Genomic DNA, 16,344 nt, shown 5'->3' with positions numbered 1-16,344 from the left:
AATACACATCATCGCTATGCAGCATCTTTTACAGAAAACGGCAAGTTACAACTATCCAAGCTCGGGCAAATTCCTATTCACTTACATCGACCAATGGGAGGCACAATCAAACAACTCCTCATCAAGCGACAAGGCAGTCGCTGGTATGCTATTTTCAGTGTCGAAGGACAAGCATATCCAGCACCAATCAATCGTGATCTTGCAGTTGGCATTGATGTAGGGATAAATAAATACGCAGTTCTGTCCGATGGAAAAAGCTATGAAAACCCTATATTTATTCGTAAAACAGAAAAGAAACGAAAAAGAGCCTAGGTAAAACTTTCTAAAATGAAACGCGGATCGGCAAATTATGTGAAACAAATGATTAAAGTCCGTTCCCTTCATGAAAAGGTAGCGAATCAGCGAAGAGATTTTTTACATAAATTAAGCTACCATTTGGCGAAAGACTATTCGATCATTGCCGTAGAGGATCTCGAAATCCGTCATATGGTAAAAAATAAACGTTTGTCAAAATCCATTTCCGATGCAGGGTGGGGCATGTTTCGAAACATGCTCTCCTATAAATGTGAACGAAATGGAAGTATCTTGCTAAAAGTCGATCCAGCATTCACGTCACAGGATTGTTCTACATGCGGAACACGAGTAAAGAAATCTCTTTCTATTCGTACGCATATTTGTAAAGGATGTGGAACAATCCTGGATCGTGACCACAATGCAAGTCTTAATATATTGCGTAAAGGAATGGAACAGCTGGATCAGATGATGGCCATCGACTAAATGAGAACACGAAAAACTGTAGGGCAAGGTTGTGTCCGAACAGTCTAAACAAAGCCTGTGGAGACAATGTAAGACGTCTTAGGAATCCCCTAAGATGCAATGGTCTGTGAAACAGGAAGCCCCACCTTCAAGCATTCCGAAAGGATGATAAGGTGGGGTCATTCACCAGGTACATGGAATGGGGAAATTGAAGTCCCAGGTCAACCGCTTAAGATTAAGTTAACTTTTACGGATGATAGTGGTTCAACAGAAGGAAGTATCAGTATTCCAGTTCAAAGTGTGGAAGACTTTTCTTTATCAACAATCAAGTTGGCAGACAACCAAGTTTCATTTGAAATGCCTTTACCAGGTCAAAAAGTGAATTTCACCGGAACTGTGAAATCCGATAAGATAGAAGGCACCTTTACACAAAATGGCCAAAGCATGCCATTTCATGTCAAAAATTGGGTCGACACTGTACAGCAGGAAAAAACGGAAGACGAGGACTTTATGGAAATCGAAACAAATACCGGAAAATTATACAGCTCCATTGTTACCCCGGAAACAGGGGAGAAATTCCCGGTTGCACTGATCATTCCCGGATCAGGGCCAACGGATCGCAACGGAAACTCCCCCGGTATTCCTGGCAAAAATAATAGTTTAAAAATGCTTCCAGAAGGATTGGCGGAAAAAGGTATTGCAAGTTTACGCTATGATAAGCGTGGTGCTGGTAAAAACTTGGAGGCAGTTATTTCTGAAGAAGAAATGCGGTTTGATCAATTTGTTACGGATGCCAATCAGTGGATTGCTGAACTGCAAAAGGATGAACGTTTTACAGACATTATCGTGATAGGTCATAGCCAAGGTTCTCTAGTAGGAATAATAGCAGCTCAGGATTCAGCGGCTGATGCGTTCATATCCATTGCTGGTGCGGGACGATCCATTGATCAGGTGTTAAGTGAACAATTAAAGACACTTCCTGAAAGTCTTTATAAAGAAAGCGAGCAGATTTTAGTGCAGCTGAGCCAAGGAAAAACAGTGGATAACATTAGTGACCAGCTAATGAGTGTATTCAGGCCAAGTGTCCAGCCATTTTTGATCTCATGGATGGACTATAATCCGGCAGAGGAAATAAAACAGCTTACTATCCCTGCACTAATCATTAATGGTGAAAATGATTTGCAAGTATCAGTTCGCGACGCGGAAATGTTAGCTGAGGCTGGACCAGATGCCAAATTGCTCTTGATTGATAAAATGAATCATATATTAAAGAAGGCGCCTGCCGATAAAGATGGAAATATAGCGACTTATTCTGATCCAACCCTTCCACTTGCTGATGGGCTGGTACAAGGAATAATCAAATTTCTTGATACTACAAATCGAATTTCCCGATAAAATCTACGGCTGTATCCGTTTTTGGATACAGCCGTAAGTTATTTGTCTTCTAAACCGTCAGCTTGATCAATCGTTTGATATGCACCGTCATCTTCACCGTAATATCGGTTATAACGCTGTTTAAATTTGTCAAATAAATACGAAACAATTACTTTTAATATGGCGTAACCCGGAATACCGAGAATAACACCAACAATGCCAAATAAGTTTCCCGCACAAAGCAAAACAAAGATAATCGTAAGCGGGTGAATTTTCATTGTCCTGCCCATAATATTTGGCGAAATAAAATGTCCTTCCAAAAATTGAACAACTGCCCAGACAATTGCCAGTTTTAACAACATTAATGGGGAACTGACTAATGCGATAATGATGGCAGGAGAAATGGCAATAATCGGTCCAAGGTATGGTACAACACTTGTTATAGCTGCAATAATGGCAAGTGTAATAGCATAATCCAGGCCAATGATTAAATACCCGACGTACAACAGAACACCAATACAGGAAGCAACAATGATTTGTCCCTGAATATACGAACCTACTTGAACATCCATATTTTTAATGATTTGATTTGCATCATCTCTGAATTTTGGAGGCAGTAATTTCAGACTATACGATTTAAATTTTTTGCCATCCTTAAGCAGGAAAAATAATACGAACGGAAAGGTAAAAATGGCAATCGCTACATTCGTTACTGTACTAGCCACATTCCGGATTCCTTCAACTGCCCCGCCCAAGTAATTACCAATTTTATTTGGCAGATCATTCAAATTCTCTGTCAGCCACTTATATCCTTCATCATAATAGGGGCCTAAAAACGAGTGCTGCATCCATGATCTGATTCCTTCTCCCATTTGCTGCAGGTAACCTGGGAAACTTTTTATTAAATCCTTTACCTGTGCTTCAATGGCTGGAGCGGAAAGCAGGATAACACCTGTCAATAGCCCGCTAATCCCCAAAATGATGATGATAATACCCCAAATACGTTTAATATGCAGCCGTTCAAGAAGGTTCACAATCGGATTCAATAAATAAAATGCGACAAAAGCCAAGATAATTGGTGGTATAATCGTCGAAAAAATAACAATAAAAGGATAAAAGATAAACGCTATCTTGTTATAAATAGCTATGGTAATACCGATCAATATTAATAGGATTAACCCATAGAATAAATCACGGCCGCCAATAAATTTCATAAACCGACTCATTGTTTTCATGTAGTTCCCCTTCCTTATTATACGTATTATAGCTGATATAGGACTAAATTTCCATAACAAGCTGTATGGTGTCAACAGCATAGCTGAACATCTTTACGAATGTAAAGTTGTAAAGGTTTCAGTGGTTTTGTTAAGGACATAATGTAAGGAAGAATGGCAGGTAGGTGGTATTAGTTAAACAAAAGGTAGTATCCAATGATATAACAATCAATACTCAATATTTTTATCCCAAAACGGTTACCGACAAATCCACAGGCCAAATACTACATAAAATTGGATTCGACTTTCAGGTGATAAGCAGAGATTATTATGATATTACAACGCTTCTGATAAAGGGCTTGAATTTATCGCAACATTCCTCTTCCACAGCAATTACAAATTTGTAGAAAAGATCATGTCAGAAAATTATATCCTGCCGATCCAAGGACCCCTTATTTGAGGATCAACTAGACCCCAGAAAAGGAAAATAAACAAAAAGACAGGAAGTAGAATCTTGTCTTTTTGTTTAGTAGCAAGTACCTTCTTCATCATACAGCGTATTCCGGTCAATATTCATTCTCCATATAGGTTATCGAAACTTTCAAATTGGCATTCTTCTCGCGGATCCGATCCAATAATTCTTTGTCTTTTGTCGTATTCTTACTCCGAATAGCGTACGTGTACAGGATCATTGTACCAAGATTGGTTGTTTCAACCTGCCGAAGTGTATGACTGACGGTATATTCAGCAAAAATATCATTCAGCAGATTTTCGTGGTTCAAATTTTCTGGTACGGTGATTTTTAAAATTTGCGTATCTTTCCCTTTCCCATATTCAAATTTATAAAGCAAGTAAAATACGAAACTAGCAAACAAAGTCAGTATTATCGCTAAATCAAATTGAAAGAGGCCGCTTGTCATGCCAACACACAGGCCAAAAAAGATATAGGCGATGTCTTTCACATTTGTTACTGCGCTTCTGAAACGAATCAAGGAAAAGATGGCAAATAAACCAAAGGCAACCCCAGCGTTATCACTTACAACATTCATGACCACGGAAACGATAACACTTAGCATAATGATGGTATGGACGAACGCCTGTGAATATCGCTCACCGGTAAACGTAATCATATAAACTTTTGTAATGACTAGACTGAGTACTGTTGCAACAATCAGCGCAATTAAAATCATATAAATATTAGATTGGTAGCTTGCTTGTGATGAAAAAAGTTGATCTAGAAAATTCATTTTATCTACCTCCTGCAAATACAAGTTCTTTTTCAATTCCATTAGGCAATTTTTCACCATTCAGTAATTCCATACTTGTGCAATATTTAGATGCACTTTTCTGCTCGCAGTGGAGCGTCTGCAAAATTCGGGTTAACCACAATGGCACACTATCATTCACTTTTACTTCCAATACGACCAGATTCGGGTCAATAAAATTCGCACCACCTGAACCATGCTCTACAAACAGATCCTCATTCCGGCAGCGCAAATTTAGGTCAAAGGTTATCCGTAAATCAGGATCTTCAATACAGTGAAGTGCATGTCGATCATAACTGACAACCATTTCCGGTCTTAATTCATATAGATGGAGAAAGTAGTCAATTTCCCGAAATACCTGTGGATTGGATGTTTCATAGCTGTTCAAACCGTTCTCTTGATTCTCATACAAATAACGATAGGCTTCCTTTAATGGCAGAAGCATTCTGCGTTTGTTAACAACTTTCTTGTGTTTTTGTTTTACCTCAAAAAAAGCTGTTCCATTTAAGTCGGTATCATCATAGATACGCAATCTTAATTTTTGCCGGAATTTTAATTTGTTTTTCGTTTCAAAGTAAATTTTGTGGTCGTTACTGTCAAAATACAGACTGGTAACCGTATATCTGCCATTATCTCCATACCTGTCCGGCCGCATATACGGCAGGATTTGTTCCACCAAGAGGAAGTACTGTTCTGCTGTGATCAAATATTTTTGCTCTTTCCTCCTAAAAACTTCAATTGCCAATTTCTTCATCCCCTTCCATTACATCTTGCATGATTAGGATGAGACAGACATGTGAATCAGATTAAAGTTTCATGAGAAATTTTGCTAGACTGCTAAGGTGCGATAATAAAGTGCGATTGTTGTATTGCTAATCATGTCAATCTTTTCTGTTTTTTGTTATAATTAGTTTCTATAGGAGGGCGAAATTCTTGAGTACGGTTACTAGATTACAAAAAGAAGCAATGCAGATGTTAAAGCTGACAAGCCGAACATTTTATATACCAATTAGTCTGTTAAAACCAAAGCTGAAGAAAACGGTTGCATCAGCGTATTTATGTATGCGGGCGGTTGATGAAATAGAGGATCATGATGCGTTGGATTCTGCTGCAAAACAACATTTGTTAAGATCGACAAGCCGTCTTTTACAGGGGAATAATTTCGATAATGGTGCATTTCTTCAGTTAGTGTCGCCTTATAAAACTCAATTGCCTGAGGTAACGTTACGGCTTGGTGACTGGATTTCCGTTTGTCCAGTTGAAATAGTTGATAAAATAAAGGAATCAACAAGCGTAATGGCGGAAGGAATGGCGAATTGGGCTGAGAAAGGCTGGCGTATTAAAAACAAAGCAGATTTAGACGACTATACGTATTACGTAGCAGGACTCGTTGGTGTGATGCTTTCCGACATTTGGCAATGGTATGACGGTACAACAACAGACCGGGAGTTAGCGATTGGTTATGGGCGTGGGTTACAAGCCGTTAATATCTTACGGAATCAGGACGAGGATGGGGAGCGTGGAGTCCGTTTTGTTCCGGATGACTGGACAAGGGCTGACTTATTTGAGTATACCGAAAAAAACCTGGCTCTGGCTGATGAATATATGACGGATATTGCAAACCGGAATATCTTGTTGTTTTGCCGGATACCGCTTGCACTGGCAAAAAGAACCGTAAAGGCATTAAAAGATGGCAGAGAGAAAATCTCACGCGCTGAGGTAGAAAATATTGTTGAAACAATAAAGAGTGAATAAGGCCGGTCGCTGACTATTTGTAAATCGTAACAATGACGTTATTCGGTCAGCAAGTTTGGGTTAAGTTCACTAAATTTATCAAACAAAATGGAGGCGATGTGAACAGCCTCCATATCTGTCTAAAACTTTTTCTGGAACAATGCTTTGACCCCGAGGTATAATACAGCTAAAGCAAATACAACCATAGCAATTCCGCCAACTGCTGCGAAAAAATTGGCTATTTCGGGGGTTATCAGTGCAGAGGTCGGAATATTGGCTAGTCCATACCCTGCCAAAACACAGGCCAGATAGAGTAACGCTAGTTGATACATCACAAATCCCTCCTTTGTTATACGTTATGAACGAAGGAGGGATTGTGTTTGCCCAACGTTATTTCCAGATTTATGCTTCTTGCAATACAACCCTGAAATTTAGCCTAAGCTAGTTCACATCTAATAGCATTGAAACGACTGTACTCTGTCTAAGTCTACTCCGAAATATACCCACCTGTTTCGACGCCATCTGAATCCTGCAACTGAATTTCTGCCTACAAATACAGGGAAAAACCAAAAAGAATCCCAGTCTAACCATATATAAGTGAAACGGTAAAGACAGCCGCGAATTGCACCCGGATCTACTGCGAAGGTTTGGAATTGTGGCTGTTCGGGTGTAAAGGATGGTGGAGGCGAGGTGGGTGCACTAGCTGCTGGTCCACCAGGGGACTGGGGTTGCCCCATACCAGGGCCTCCAGACTGTCCACCTCCAGGAAACCCGGGGAATTCAGGAAAACCAAACTGGTTGCCACCGGGAAAACCCTGTTGCCCACCTTCTCCAAAAAACCCTGGAAAATTAAATTGTTGTCTTTCATCACCTTCAGTAAATGGCTGCTGGTATGGATTAAAATTCATAAAAATCATTTCCTCCCTTGAAAAGTCCTTCTCTTCACTATATGGATATTCGTCTAGATTGGTCTGGGCACTTATGAAAACAGGAAAAATTTTAAAAGAAAAAGGCTGGGTTTTTCTTGTTCAAGTACATTAAGAAAACACTTGATAAAATGGTTGCCACGTGTTAAGATTGTTCTACATTTTTTGAACGGAGGTTTTCCAACATGGTATTCGCAACATTCCGATTTACTGCTTTGCTTGGCTAATTAAATAGCATAAGGGACTCTCGCCATGTGCGGAGTATTCGGAATTTGGGCTGCCTTTTTGGAAAACTTTAAAGAAGATCTGGGGGAGGTACGTATCTTCCTTTTTTGGTATTGGTACAATCGGTATGTGCTCTTTTAAGTTTTTGTCCAACGAATCCAAAATGATGATATCCGAATACTGCCAACACAAGCTGAGAACCGGAGCTTGTGTTTTTCATTGATTGAATTGATAAAGGGGCTGGTTTAATGACAACAAAGAAATATGAATATTTAGCTGAGGATCCAAACGCAAAAGTAATGCCGATTATGGTTTCGTTAATCATTGGCGCTTTTTTTGCTATCCTGAATGAAACACTATTGAACATTGCGCTAACAACATTAATGAAGCAATTCAATGTTTCGGTCACTACAGTGCAATGGATGGCGACCGGGTTTATGCTGGTAATGGGGATTGTTATCCCCGCTTCCGCTTTACTGTTACAATGGTTTACAACGAGGCAATTGTTTTTGAGTACAATGGCCGTTTTTACAATTGGTACAACGATATGTGCTATTGCTCCGACTTTTTCAATTTTGCTTGCTGGACGCCTAATACAGGCTGTTGGCACCGGGTTGTTAATGCCGATTATTTTTAATGTGTTTTTATTAATATACCCGCCACACAGACGGGGTAAGATAATGGGTATTGTCGGTCTGGTCATTATGTTTGCACCGGCTATTGGGCCAACGCTATCCGGCATTATTGTCGAACATTTAGGCTGGCGCTTTTTATTTATAACGGTTATCCCGTTTGCCTTATTTTCCATTGCCTTTGCTTATAAATATTTAATGAACGTATCAGAGGTTACCAAACCAAAAATAGATGTTTTATCACTTGTTTTTTCAACAATTGGGTTTGGCTGTCTTGTGTATGGGTTCAGTTCAGCAGGTGAGGATGAATCTGGTTTTTTAAACCCGAATGCGTATATCCCGATTATCATAGGTGTGATTGGCATCCTGTTGTTTGCATTACGGCAATTGAGACTTGACGAGCCTGTAATGGATCTAAAAGTATTCAAATTTCCGATGTACACACATGCTGTTATCATGTTTTTAATCATTATCATGGCGATGTTTGCTTCCGAGATTATTTTACCGATGTATATGCAAGGTCCGTTAGCTTTAACAGCAGCGACAGCGGGATTAGTGTTGCTGCCAGGAAGTATATTAAATGGACTTATGTCACCGATTATGGGTTCACTGTTTGATAAATTTGGGCCTAAAGTAATGATGATACCAGCTACATTCGTGTTATGTGTGACCATGTTTATGATGAGCAGATTGGGAATTGATACACCATTTTGGATGGTTATTGTTGGTTATATATTATTAATGCTATCTGTATCAGCGATTATGATGCCAGCAGAAACAAATGGCTTAAATCAGTTGCCTAAGCATCTATATCCACATGGAACAGCTGTTATGACAACTCTGCAGCCTGTTGCCGGTGCGGTTGGTGTATCCGTGTTTATCAGTATCATGAGCGCTAGACAGAAAGCGTACTTGGGAAACGCAGCTAACCCGACTGACCCTAAAACGATAGCTGAATCGCTTGTTTCCGGTGTGGAACTTGTCTATTTTATTGCATTCGGCATCTCGGTCGTTGCATTTATCATGGCATTGTTTGTTTATCGTGCTGTACCAAAGGAACCATCTGACCTTTCTCAGGACGGACAGTAATAGAAAAAAATACGAGAAGCCACTGCTCAGATCAGCAGTGGCTTCATCTTTGTGTGGTATGTTTGTCCTTTTCGTAACCGTTGTTTATTTATGAATTAGTCGAGAACATTCGTGACTTTAATTATGTGCGACAAATTATTATGAGAAAACTAAAATACTTCTATAAACTTAGATAAGTGATATAATGGAAACATGCAATAATCGTGTTTTCCTCAAGGGAGGTCGGCGCATTCTCGTCGGTTGTAGTGTCACACGATACGCTATGACGGAAGGGGGTGTTGCCCTTGTCTGTTTTTGAGACATTGGTTTTAATGATCGCATTTGCAACACTTGTTTTGGCGACTATTGACCATAAAAAATAGACCTCCCTAGGATTAGCAGCCAGTGGGGTCCATTCCTTACATGCGCTGACCCCTCTTGAATGGGGAGCGATTCATTGCTGACCGGAGATATTGCCGTATCTTCGGTCTTTATTAGTTTATGCCTTTTTCTTGTCTCTATGTTTATTATAACACGAAAAATCGGTTTGCAAACAAAATAATTGTGATTGTTTGGTTTTCTTGATAGTTGTGTCGATTTAACACAGATTAATACCCTAATTTTAAAAATTTATACAACGCTGTGATAACCCTTTTTGTTATATTGATATTCTATTTAATAACCTTATTTCCCTTCTTTCCTACTACAACTATCCTGCTTCGTTACTACAATAAGTAATGTTTAACAATTATGTATAAATATAAGCATCTATACAAATTTGCGTTGAGTAATGATTCAATAAGGTTAATAATCATACTGCCAAAACCTACATCATTTAAATGCCAGAAACAGTATTGGAATGTTGAAAAAAGAATAACAATACATTACCCAAATCGGCAACCATATCATGCTTTCGGAGCTCTATTTTTTCCATAATCTGATCAACAGGTGTAGATTTGAATAAAGTTTGATCAAAAACAACATGCAAACCCACATTTTACGGTAGATGAAAAGAACCCGTTTTGAAAAAAAGATTGATCAAAACGGGTCCTTTTTTTGTGAAATACTGTGCAATTTTTATTATAAAGTTTGATCATTTTCTACCGTTGAGGTTTAACAAACGTACTCCTTTTCTGGAATAAACTAATCTCAGTTAACAGCAATATAAATAACTATATTCCCATTTGGATAGTACTTTTCAAAATCATAAGTATAAGCCCTATCCAATTGTCCCTCTTTTTCCTTATTCCAAATTTCATTCCAAGTATCTAAAATACCTTGCTCTGAATCTGTGTCAACTTTAAATACCTCATATTTTGTATTTTCTGGAATTGTTATTGATGATTCACTTTCCCCTTCTATAGCAACACTCAATGTATAATCGCTTTTATAATCAGACTCATATTCATAATACAAACCGTATATATTGCCTTCATGTTGGGATAATTTAGCTGATGCACCTTTCCACATATCCATAATCTTTTGCATTACCTGTTCATCATTGAAATTATTTGTCCTAATAGTGTTTATGATAGTTAAATCCATAATTTCCACCTTTCAATTTGTTCATTAATTTAATAGCATTTTTCAATTAAACGCCCGATTGCTGAATACGGTGACTTTCCAGTATAATCACTACTTTACGCAATAAATGTTTACATGACAAATTTTTTCCTAATAAAAATACCCCCCAATTAACTATTCCCCTTGAATAGGTGAAAAGAAGTTGTAAATAATAAAAGAAATAATAATGATAGTGAGGTGAATATGGTGAAATTAAAGAAATTAACAATAGGTGCTTCTACTGTAATACTTTCCTCCGGGTTATTGTTAGGGTGTGGAGCTCCAAATTTAGATGATGAACAGGAACCAGATCCGACTGAAAAGCCTTCCGAGCAACAAGATCACAACGATAATGGCTCAGATATTAATGAAGACCCGGCGGAAAATAAGGATATTCAATACAATCAAGACCAAAACGGTCAAGATAAAAATAACCAGGAAAACAATGATAATGATGATCTAGGTGATATATTAAAACCAGGACACCAATAGGTATCGTTAGCGCCGTTTAAAAGGTGCTTTTTGTAAATAGAAATCACTAGGCTAGGCCCAGTATAATGCAGATGAAGCCCCAACTGTTATTTCAAATCTATCATGACTATTGCATCTATCAGACGCTGGCTGTTTCGTTCATACATTTTTTTGACCTGATTGTTTTAGGTGGCGAGAGCAAATAATTCCAAGTCAGTCTGACATTTTTTCATGCTGGCAAGAAGCGGCGGCTTTTTTAATGGTTGTGGCACATTAATTTTATCATCATACAAATCAACCATTAACTGACCGGAAGAGTCCACCTAGCCAAGGAAAATATTTTCAATACTGACATCCTTTTTATCAAGTTCTAGCTAATTGATGTTAAGTGATGCGTTTAATTCCTTCAATATATGTATTTTCAATAACAAATTATACCATAATTTAATTTCCCTTTGGTCGTCAATCAACTATATTTACTCAATAAAATAGGGCGTCTTTCTATTCAGGAAGTGCGCCTGATTGCGGTATAGATTGTTAATTTTAATGGGGTAAAATAGTAATTAGTGCTATTTTGCCTTTAAGGACTTAATGATAATAAAAGATGATCTACGCTTTTCGTTTATTAATTTTGGCATTTGCTTTATCCCTGTCAAATTTGACTGTTGTTCAATAATTTTATCCAAAGTAAACCTATGTTCAATCAAAGTATTTATTAAAGTAGAAATGGTTCGATGTTTAGGGAATGAATTTGATTAACGTTGTCAGCACGCTCGAAATAATCAAGTACAAGCGGTCTGAAAGTTGCCAGGCCGACACCTGATGACAGCAGGTAAACATTTTTGCCTTCTCTTGTATCCTTTGGAAAGAGCTTGGTACAAGAGAGGATTACGAAAAGGAATTTGGAGAAACACCAATCACGAGGCTGGTCAGGCAAATTGTCGGGGTGGATAAAATCGCTGCCAATCAGGCATTTTCCGAATTTTTATCTTCTGAACGCTTAAATACCAATCAAATTAAGTTCGTGCAACTGATTATCGACTATGTTGTCAAGAACGGTTATTTGGAGAAGAAGGTGCTGCAGCAAGATCCATTTCGTTCACTTGGCAGCGTGTCAGAACTGTTCCATAATAACATTGACGATGCAAAAGGTATTATTGCTGTGATCAATACGATAAATCAGAATTCAGAATTACCAGGGGATTAGAAGCTGTTTTCTAAGCCTTTTTGACGTGCAATATACAACTCAAAAATAATTTTCTCTTAAGGTGTTTACTCTCACGTTACGTAATACTTTATAGTAATCAATGAAGGGAGGTTGCCGTAATGAAAGTGAAAGAAGTTGCGGATCTAGTTGGTATTAGTGTGCGTACACTGCATCATTATGATGAAATTGGGCTGTTAACCCCGAAAAACACAACGGAATCCGGTTATCGCCTTTATTCCAGTGATAACCTGGAAACATTACAGCAAATATTATTTTTTAGAGAGCTAGGCTTCCCTTTGAAACAAATAAAGGAAATTATCAATAGTCCATCATTTGACCGGACTGAGGCTTTGCAGATGCACCGCAACATGCTGCTTGAAAAACGGAACCGCCTAGACAAAATGATCGCGACAATTGATAAAACGATTCAACACACGAAAGGAGAGCTTAACATGTCAGAAAAAGAGAGGTTCGAGGGCTTTGATTTTAGCCATAACCCATACGAACAGGAAGCACGAGATCGCTGGGGGGATAAAGCCGTGGATGAGTCAAATGCTAAAATGAACAAGATGTCTAAAGAGGAGAAAAAGGCTTTTGAAGACGAATTTAATGCCATTTACCGGAAACTTGCTGAAATTCGCCACACGTCACCAGAATCGGATGCCGCTCAAGCTGGAATGAAGGAATGGTATGACTTCCTCAATAAGATGGGGAATTATTCCCTGGATGCATTTAAAGGGCTTGGACAAATGTATGTTGACGATGAACGCTTTACAAAAAATATCGATCAGTTTGGCGAAGGTTTAGCTGTATTCATGCGTGATTCGATGGCGGTTTATGCTGATCGAAATAAATAAACCTTTATTCACTACGATAATCGTATACGAAACGAAGTAGGTGGCAGGCGAAAGTTTTTTCACCATGCCACCTATTTTACTATTCCCAGCGATATTAGTTTTGAAGAGTACGACGAAAACAGTTCTTGTCCATAATTATAAATACTGAACTGCTTCCGTTATATCCTTTGCTTTCGTAATAGCTGAAATAACAGCAACACCATTGGCACCGGCCTCTAGTACAGATGCCGCATTATTAATCGTGATGCCGCCAATTCCGACAATGGGGAGATCAGGGTATTCGTTTCTTATTGCTTTAATCCATTCAATCCCGACAGCTTGTTTCGCATCGGATTTTGTTGTTGTGTTGAAAACCGGGCCTGCACCAAGATAGTCGGTCAGTTGGATTGGGCTGTTTGCAAGCTCATTTTTATTCGAAACAGAAAGCCCAATTACTTTATCGGGAAAAAGCTGACGCAGTTCGTTAATCGGTACATCATTTTGCCCAACGTGAATTCCGTCAGCCTTAAGTGGTTCAACTAGTTCTATATCATCATTTACAATAAATGGGACGCCATAACGGGCACAAATCGCTCGCATTTTTCGACCTAAAACAAGTTTATCATTTCCGGTTAAAGATCCTTCTCCTTTTTCACGAAATTGAAAGGAGGTAATTCCGGCAGAGAGAGCTGACTCAAGGAGTTGCAAAGGATCGTGATGGCAATTTTGACTGCCCATGATAAAGTATTTTCTTAACTGCCCGCTTGAAAACCTGGTATTCATTCATGCACCTCCAACTTACCGACATCTAATGATAAGGCATCAATGAAACAAGGTAAAAAGGTTCCAGGCCCGCTTACATCAGGTAAGCAGGCAGCATATTCTGCCGCTGCCCCGTAAAATGACAATGCCGTGTTTATTTGTTGTTTCAACGGCTGGTCTGTTGTCAGGCACGCTGCCAGAATAGAGCCAAGTAAACATCCAGCCCCCGTAATTTTAGTGAGAAATGGGTGTCCAGTCGTGTTTTCGCCCAAATCGTTACCGATACAAAACATATCCACTTTACCCGTTACAACCGCTGCTGTATCATAGATAGCGGCAACTTTTTCGGCAACCTCTGCACTATTCCCTTCACCAACAGAGTCCGGGCCTTTCGTTTCCCAGGGAATTCCGGCAAGATAAGCCATCTCCCCAGCATTACCTTTGATGACAGCTGGTTTGACTTCATGAAGAACCTGTTTTACAGCAGTATCCCGAAATGGTGTTGACGCGACACCGACTGGATCAAGTACTACCGGTATTCCTTTTTCATTAGCAGCCTTACCAGCGGCAATCATAGCCTTTACTTCCAACGGTGTAATGGTGCCAATGTTAATAAGTAACCCATTTGCATTCATCGCCATGTCATATGCTTCTTCTACAGCATTTGCCATCGCTGGAATACCGCCAAAGGATAATAAACCGTTAGCGGTAAAGTTCATAACAACCTGGTTTGTTAAATGGTGGATCAGTGGGCTCTTTTCCCTGACTTCCCGAATGACGTTTCTGTTCATTGCTTTACCTCCTCGGGCCGTGTTGCCCAGTGATTTGTTGGACCATTGCCTTTGCCGATGGAAAAGGAATGACGGATTGCGGCGGTTACATAGTCTTTTGCCTGTTTTACTGCTGCAGGCAATGGTATTCCTTTGCTTAATAAAGCTGTTATGGATGCGGAATAGGTACAGCCTGTTCCGTGTGTGTTGTTTGTATCAATTCGTTCTGAGGAAAAACGGTGCATCTTGTTTCCGTCATATAAAATGTCAATTGCCTCACCATCAAGATGACCACCTTTAACAAGGGCTGCACCAGCACCATGCTTAACTACGATTTGTTCGGCAGCCTGCTGTAAATCATTCACGGTCTTAATAGATTCCCCTGTGATGTATTCTGCTTCCGGAACATTCGGGGTAACCAGTGCAGCGAGCGGCAGAAGCTGTTCACGTAAAAAGTTTCTGGCTTCTTCAGCAATTAACGAATCACCGCTTGTCGCGACCATTACCGGATCCATGATATATGGCACGTTTAAGGGTGTGATTTTTTGAACGATGACTTCCATCATGTCAATATTGGCTATCATCCCTGTCTTATACGCTTGAAAGGGTATATCAGAAATAACAGAATCCAGCTGTTTTTCTATCATGTTAATCGGGATATGATGAACGTCTTGGACACCGGTTGTGTTCTGAGCTACAACCGATGTAATGATAGACATTCCATAACACGTAAATTCCTGAAACGTTTTTAAATCAGCCTGGATGCCAGCACCGCCACTTGGATCCGTCCCAGCAATGGTTAAGGCGCATGGTATTTGGTTCATCGGCTTCCCACCAGCTTTGCATCAGGCCATTCTTCACGGGTGTAAGCCATTTCCCAAAAAGACCATTCCAGTTGACAGCTTTTGCGGAAAGCTTCTTTCATACGTTTTTGTTCCATTATAGAGGCTTCCGTGGCTAGTTCATCCAAACGATTACGCATTGTCGTCGTAATTTTTTCCACACTTTCGTCCGCATAGAAACGAATCCACTTATAAAAGGGATGATCATCTGCTGGTTTGTAGGTTTTCATCAATTCCTTCCCGATTTCCAAATAAGTCCAAGGGCAAGGAAGCAGAGCACAAATTATTTCTGCCAGCGTACCCGTCTGTGCATGATACATCATATGTTTAACGTAATGATCAGCAGTAGGTGGCAAGGCATATCCTTGAAGTTCATCATAGTTAACCCCGATTGATTCGCAAAAGTTGTGGTGTGGATGGACTTCACTGTGCAAAACAAATTGAATTTGGTCGTTAAAAAAGGCCATATCCCTCCGATCATTGGATTTGGAAATTGCCATTCCGTAGATTTGTATAAATGCATTAAGGTATTCAAAGTCTGCTTTAATGTAATGTTCCAATGCTTCTTTTGGGACATTTCCTTTACCGATTCCCTGTACAAACGGATGGGTAAATATTGCTTGAAAAATATCACTGTTTTCGTCCCTGAGATCTTGAGAAAAAGTCATTATTATGCCTCCCTGGATTTTAGGAAGCTAC

Annotated in this window: 17 protein-coding genes and 4 pseudogenes; 10 read left to right on the top strand and 11 right to left on the bottom strand. The window is 39.3% G+C overall.

Annotation, left to right across the window (positions count from 1 at the left end; translation table 11 throughout):
• From IEX12_RS10270 to IEX12_RS10260, 3 genes and pseudogenes are all read left to right on the top strand, one after another.
• Window positions 1-312, top strand: a pseudogene (locus tag IEX12_RS10270) (RNA-guided endonuclease TnpB family protein); the annotation flags it as partial.
• A gap of 15 nt (window positions 313-327) precedes the next feature.
• Window positions 328-777, top strand: coding sequence for an RNA-guided endonuclease InsQ/TnpB family protein (locus tag IEX12_RS10265; protein ID WP_286171073.1), 450 nt, complete (start codon window positions 328-330; stop codon window positions 775-777).
• A gap of 144 nt (window positions 778-921) precedes the next feature.
• Entirely contained in the window at window positions 922-2,151 is a 1,230-nt protein-coding gene (locus IEX12_RS10260; protein ID WP_286171072.1) for an alpha/beta hydrolase, read from the top strand.
• 38 nt (window positions 2,152-2,189) lie between these two features.
• Here the strand turns inward: IEX12_RS10260 and IEX12_RS10255 are convergent, their stop codons facing one another.
• From IEX12_RS10255 to IEX12_RS10245, 3 genes are all read right to left on the bottom strand, one after another.
• Window positions 2,190-3,365, bottom strand: a complete 1,176-nt coding sequence (locus tag IEX12_RS10255) for an AI-2E family transporter (protein ID WP_088051283.1) — start codon at window positions 3,363-3,365, stop codon at window positions 2,190-2,192.
• A gap of 545 nt (window positions 3,366-3,910) precedes the next feature.
• On the bottom strand, window positions 3,911-4,591 hold the full coding sequence (locus IEX12_RS10250) for a DUF4956 domain-containing protein (RefSeq protein WP_155555625.1): 681 nt from the start codon (window positions 4,589-4,591) through the stop codon (window positions 3,911-3,913).
• A 1-nt stretch (window position 4,592) separates the two neighbouring features.
• Complete coding sequence (locus IEX12_RS10245; protein WP_286171071.1) at window positions 4,593-5,363, bottom strand: polyphosphate polymerase domain-containing protein; 771 nt, start codon at window positions 5,361-5,363, stop codon at window positions 4,593-4,595.
• 179 nt (window positions 5,364-5,542) lie between these two features.
• Between IEX12_RS10245 and IEX12_RS10240 the strand changes: the two genes are divergently transcribed.
• Entirely contained in the window at window positions 5,543-6,364 is an 822-nt protein-coding gene (locus IEX12_RS10240) for a squalene/phytoene synthase family protein (RefSeq protein ID WP_088051279.1), read from the top strand.
• Window positions 6,365-6,483: 119 nt separating this feature from the next.
• Here the strand turns inward: IEX12_RS10240 and IEX12_RS10235 are convergent, their stop codons facing one another.
• Window positions 6,484-6,675: a hypothetical protein gene (locus IEX12_RS10235; protein ID WP_088051278.1), complete on the bottom strand. Its 192-nt coding sequence runs from the start codon at window positions 6,673-6,675 to the stop codon at window positions 6,484-6,486.
• A 358-nt stretch (window positions 6,676-7,033) separates the two neighbouring features.
• On the opposite strand from IEX12_RS10235, the gene IEX12_RS23690 reads away from it, so the two are divergent.
• From IEX12_RS23690 to IEX12_RS23820, 3 genes are all read left to right on the top strand, one after another.
• On the top strand, window positions 7,034-7,384 hold the full coding sequence (locus tag IEX12_RS23690; protein WP_188725094.1) for a hypothetical protein: 351 nt from the start codon (window positions 7,034-7,036) through the stop codon (window positions 7,382-7,384).
• Window positions 7,385-7,742: 358 nt separating this feature from the next.
• Window positions 7,743-9,215 (top strand): MDR family MFS transporter, encoded by a 1,473-nt coding sequence (locus tag IEX12_RS10225; protein WP_102416041.1) that lies wholly within the window; start codon window positions 7,743-7,745, stop codon window positions 9,213-9,215.
• Window positions 9,216-9,490: 275 nt separating this feature from the next.
• Window positions 9,491-9,577: a putative holin-like toxin gene (locus IEX12_RS23820; RefSeq protein WP_371871299.1), complete on the top strand. Its 87-nt coding sequence runs from the start codon at window positions 9,491-9,493 to the stop codon at window positions 9,575-9,577.
• Between the two features lie 766 nt (window positions 9,578-10,343).
• On the opposite strand, the gene IEX12_RS10220 is transcribed toward IEX12_RS23820, so the two are convergent.
• Window positions 10,344-10,739 carry a GyrI-like domain-containing protein gene (locus tag IEX12_RS10220; RefSeq protein ID WP_088051275.1) on the bottom strand — a complete coding sequence of 132 codons (396 nt, stop codon included), beginning with the start codon at window positions 10,737-10,739 and terminating at the stop codon, window positions 10,344-10,346.
• Between the two features lie 225 nt (window positions 10,740-10,964).
• On the opposite strand from IEX12_RS10220, the gene IEX12_RS10215 reads away from it, so the two are divergent.
• Window positions 10,965-11,249, top strand: a complete 285-nt coding sequence (locus IEX12_RS10215; RefSeq protein ID WP_188725100.1) for a hypothetical protein — start codon at window positions 10,965-10,967, stop codon at window positions 11,247-11,249.
• A 548-nt stretch (window positions 11,250-11,797) separates the two neighbouring features.
• Here the strand turns inward: IEX12_RS10215 and IEX12_RS23395 are convergent.
• Both IEX12_RS23395 and IEX12_RS23390 read right to left on the bottom strand, forming a co-directional pair.
• A pseudogene (locus IEX12_RS23395) lies at window positions 11,798-11,965 on the bottom strand (SAM-dependent methyltransferase); the annotation flags it as partial.
• Window positions 11,959-12,081: pseudogene (locus tag IEX12_RS23390) on the bottom strand (dihydropteridine reductase); the annotation flags it as partial. The pseudogenes IEX12_RS23395 and IEX12_RS23390, both read right to left, overlap by 7 nt.
• Before the next feature lie 3 nt (window positions 12,082-12,084).
• Here IEX12_RS23390 and IEX12_RS10210 point away from each other — a divergent pair.
• Both IEX12_RS10210 and IEX12_RS10205 read left to right on the top strand, forming a co-directional pair.
• Window positions 12,085-12,435, top strand: a pseudogene (locus IEX12_RS10210) (type I restriction-modification enzyme R subunit C-terminal domain-containing protein); the annotation flags it as partial.
• A 119-nt stretch (window positions 12,436-12,554) separates the two neighbouring features.
• Window positions 12,555-13,292: a MerR family transcriptional regulator gene (locus IEX12_RS10205; protein ID WP_088051272.1), complete on the top strand. Its 738-nt coding sequence runs from the start codon at window positions 12,555-12,557 to the stop codon at window positions 13,290-13,292.
• A 135-nt stretch (window positions 13,293-13,427) separates the two neighbouring features.
• Here IEX12_RS10205 and thiE read toward each other — a convergent pair whose 3' ends face one another.
• The 4 genes from thiE to tenA are packed head-to-tail and all read right to left on the bottom strand — an operon-like array spanning window position 13,428 to window position 16,313.
• Window positions 13,428-14,054 (bottom strand): thiamine phosphate synthase, encoded by a 627-nt coding sequence (gene thiE / locus IEX12_RS10200; protein WP_088051271.1) that lies wholly within the window; start codon window positions 14,052-14,054, stop codon window positions 13,428-13,430.
• Window positions 14,051-14,824, bottom strand: coding sequence for a hydroxyethylthiazole kinase (thiM, locus tag IEX12_RS10195; RefSeq protein ID WP_088051270.1), 774 nt, complete (start codon window positions 14,822-14,824; stop codon window positions 14,051-14,053). The genes thiE and thiM overlap by 4 nt, the downstream gene beginning before the upstream one ends.
• Window positions 14,821-15,627 (bottom strand): bifunctional hydroxymethylpyrimidine kinase/phosphomethylpyrimidine kinase, encoded by an 807-nt coding sequence (gene thiD, locus IEX12_RS10190; RefSeq protein ID WP_102416038.1) that lies wholly within the window; start codon window positions 15,625-15,627, stop codon window positions 14,821-14,823. Before thiD ends, thiM begins: the two co-directional genes overlap by 4 nt.
• Window positions 15,624-16,313, bottom strand: coding sequence for a thiaminase II (gene tenA / locus IEX12_RS10185; RefSeq protein ID WP_102416037.1), 690 nt, complete (start codon window positions 16,311-16,313; stop codon window positions 15,624-15,626). The genes thiD and tenA overlap by 4 nt, the downstream gene beginning before the upstream one ends.
• Window positions 16,314-16,344: the final 31 nt, after the last annotated feature.

The sequence above is a fragment of the Lentibacillus populi genome (assembly GCA_014642895.1).
Lineage (GTDB): Bacteria > Bacillota > Bacilli > Bacillales > Amphibacillaceae > Lentibacillus_C > Lentibacillus_C populi.
The sequence above is the reverse complement of the archived record's forward strand: the minus strand, read 5'-3'. Positions and strand labels throughout refer to the sequence as shown.